Origin of the sequence: Pseudomonas sp. xss_4, assembly GCF_043104125.1 — a bacterium.
In the GTDB taxonomy this organism is placed as follows: Bacteria; Pseudomonadota; Gammaproteobacteria; order Pseudomonadales; family Pseudomonadaceae; genus Aquipseudomonas; species Aquipseudomonas parafulva_B.
In genome coordinates this window covers 1-2,268 of the sequence record NZ_JBICKJ010000041.1, presented here as the reverse complement: position 1 = coordinate 2,268, position 2,268 = coordinate 1, and the positions used below count along the sequence as shown (strand labels likewise).

At 59.1% G+C, this 2,268-nt stretch carries 4 protein-coding genes; all 4 read right to left on the bottom strand.

Features of this window, described 5'->3' with window-relative positions:
* Positions 1-353: 353 nt before the first annotated feature.
* A complete protein-coding gene (locus ACF8GB_RS08520) occupies positions 354-815 on the bottom strand; it encodes a carbon storage regulator (RefSeq protein WP_392526867.1) in 462 nt (153 codons plus the stop codon).
* A gap of 47 nt (positions 816-862) precedes the next feature.
* Positions 863-1,027, bottom strand: a complete 165-nt coding sequence (csrA, locus tag ACF8GB_RS08515) for a carbon storage regulator CsrA (protein ID WP_196186813.1) — start codon at positions 1,025-1,027, stop codon at positions 863-865.
* Positions 1,028-1,177: 150 nt separating this feature from the next.
* Positions 1,178-1,435, bottom strand: a complete 258-nt coding sequence (locus ACF8GB_RS08510) for a PAAR domain-containing protein (RefSeq protein WP_392515813.1) — start codon at positions 1,433-1,435, stop codon at positions 1,178-1,180.
* A gap of 44 nt (positions 1,436-1,479) precedes the next feature.
* Positions 1,480-2,268, bottom strand: a 789-nt coding sequence (locus ACF8GB_RS08505; RefSeq protein WP_392526865.1) for a PoNe immunity protein domain-containing protein, incomplete at its 5' end; no start/stop codon positions are given.

Genomic DNA, 2,268 nt, shown 5'->3' with positions numbered 1-2,268 from the left:
TGGGTTTTGCCCGTGATGGCGATGTAGGCGGGTGTGGACATGACGGATTCCTTATGTCGTCGAGAGGGCCGCAGTGGCCGTTGATGCCGTCCCATGCGGGGACGAGGACGACATTGCAGGGGGCATGCCAATACGTGTTTTTGCCCGGAAGCTTCTTTGAACCCTGCGTACTTACTGGGCTGCGTGGATATTCTGGTGCGGTGGTGGCGCGTGTGCGGCCGGGTAAATCGAGGTGGAAACCAGTTGCGGCGGGCCATTTTTGGCCTGGAATATATTAAGTGATTGAAAATAAAGAGTTTTAACTGTGCCATTTTTGGCTAGGCCGGGCCAAAAATGGCCCGGTCGAAATATGATCAGTGGCGTTTGAGCGAGAGCGTGCGCAGGGTTCGCTTGGCTGGGGCTGGGGCTGGGGCTGGGGCTGGGGCTGGGGCTGGGGCTGGGGCTGGGGCTGGCGGCGGCGCGGCCTCGCTGGCGTGTTTTACCTGGGGGCGGTGATGGACTTCATCTCTATCGACGCGAACATCCCGGGGTGCCTCAACGCAAAGGCGGATCTGGTGTAGGCCGGTTTGCAATATCGCTATCTGAATGCTGCCGCCAATCGTCACGGTTTCAGTATGCCGGCGGTCTACGATAACCGGGCTTTGCGGTTGGGCGCGGGTACGGATATCACGGGCGTTCTCCTGCCAGTGAATCTCGAGGTCACCGGGCGCCTGGATGCCCAGGCGAACCTGATGCAGATCGAACTGCATGACCGTGACTTGAATAGCGTCGCCGATGATTACGACTTCGCCGCGCCGGCGGGTCAGGAACAGCATGGTCAATTCTCCTTCCTGATCAGCGAAGGCTGATCAGGGAATGCGATTTAATACTGTGGATGGTTGCCGGAGTTGGGCTTGGGGAGACCGGCACGAATACGCTCGTAGATTTCTTGCCGATGAACATCGACCTCCTTGGGTGCCTGTATGCCGATGCGTACCTGGTTGCCCTTTACCTCGATAATCGTTACCTGAATGTTGTCGCCGACCATCAGTGTCTGGCCCGGATGGCGTGAAAGTATCAGTGTGCTGGTGTCTTCTTGCTCCGTGTTGATTTACGGCCGCCCGTAACGACAAGCCATTTCCTTGATGATGCGTACTCACATCGGCGGTGCAGCGGCGGCCCCAGTCTATGGCCGGTTTCAGGCGGGCAGGCTGGCAATCAGCTTGGCACCGCAGGCGGTGGCGTGGCCATTCAGTGCCACGGGTTTGCCGTCGATAGTCCAGGTGGCATCGCCCTCGGCAATCGTGGTCGGGCCGCACTTGGGGCAACTGACCGCATCGCCGATCACCGCCAGCGGGATGCCCCCGGCCGAGCTGCGGTTGGGGGTGGCGATAACGGCACCGCCGTGGGTGGTCTTGTCGCCCAGCCGGACGGGGCGCTTGCCAGGGAAGTTCATCTTTCACTCCTTGCGCGCCCGGCGGACGCATCAGTGGGTAGGCGTCAGGTATTTTGCTGCTGCGTGGTGGGCGGGGCCGGCAGGTTGCGGGCAAAGTCCAGCAGATCGCGGGGGTAGAACGGCATATCGCGGTAGCTGCTGTGATCGATGTCCAGCAACCAGGTCACGGCGGCTGCTTCCCAGGCCCAATAGCCGTAGAAGGAGACATCCGCCTCGCCATGCTGGTCGATATAGGGCTCGCGGCGGCTGGCGTGATACCACTCGCCCATGTACTTGGCCATCAGCGCCGGGCGCTTGTCGGGGGCGGCATCGAATACCTTGAGCAGCTTGCGGTAGGGCAAATGGCGGGTGGCGGTATCCGGCGGCGTAGCACGACCGGCAACAAAGGGCGCGACCAGGCGTTCAAGCAGGCCATCACGCACGCCCATATCCTCATTGCCATAGTCAAGGAGCCGCATCACCCGCGGCATTTGCGCAGCATGGCCACTAAGCAGCCCAAAGCAGGTCAGCCGCAGAGCGACTATCCAGTAACTTTCTGTACGCAATGCCACATGTGGCGTCATGTGGTTTCCGGAGACTGGAGAGTTGTGATAACTCTCATGAAATGTCGCATACTCTTCGGCCCAAGCCATGATGTGAGGCCAAATATTAGAGAAGAGCTCTGCTTGAGCGCCTGCGGAATATTGGAGGCTAAGCCAGTCTAACGCATCCCACAAACGTTGTTGTGCAGATGTTGATAGCCCTATCAAAGTTGCTTTGTCAGAAGGGGATGACAAACCGTTGCTTACTTTTACGATGCTGCTTAGCGTTTCGTTGAAAAACGATAGATAAGG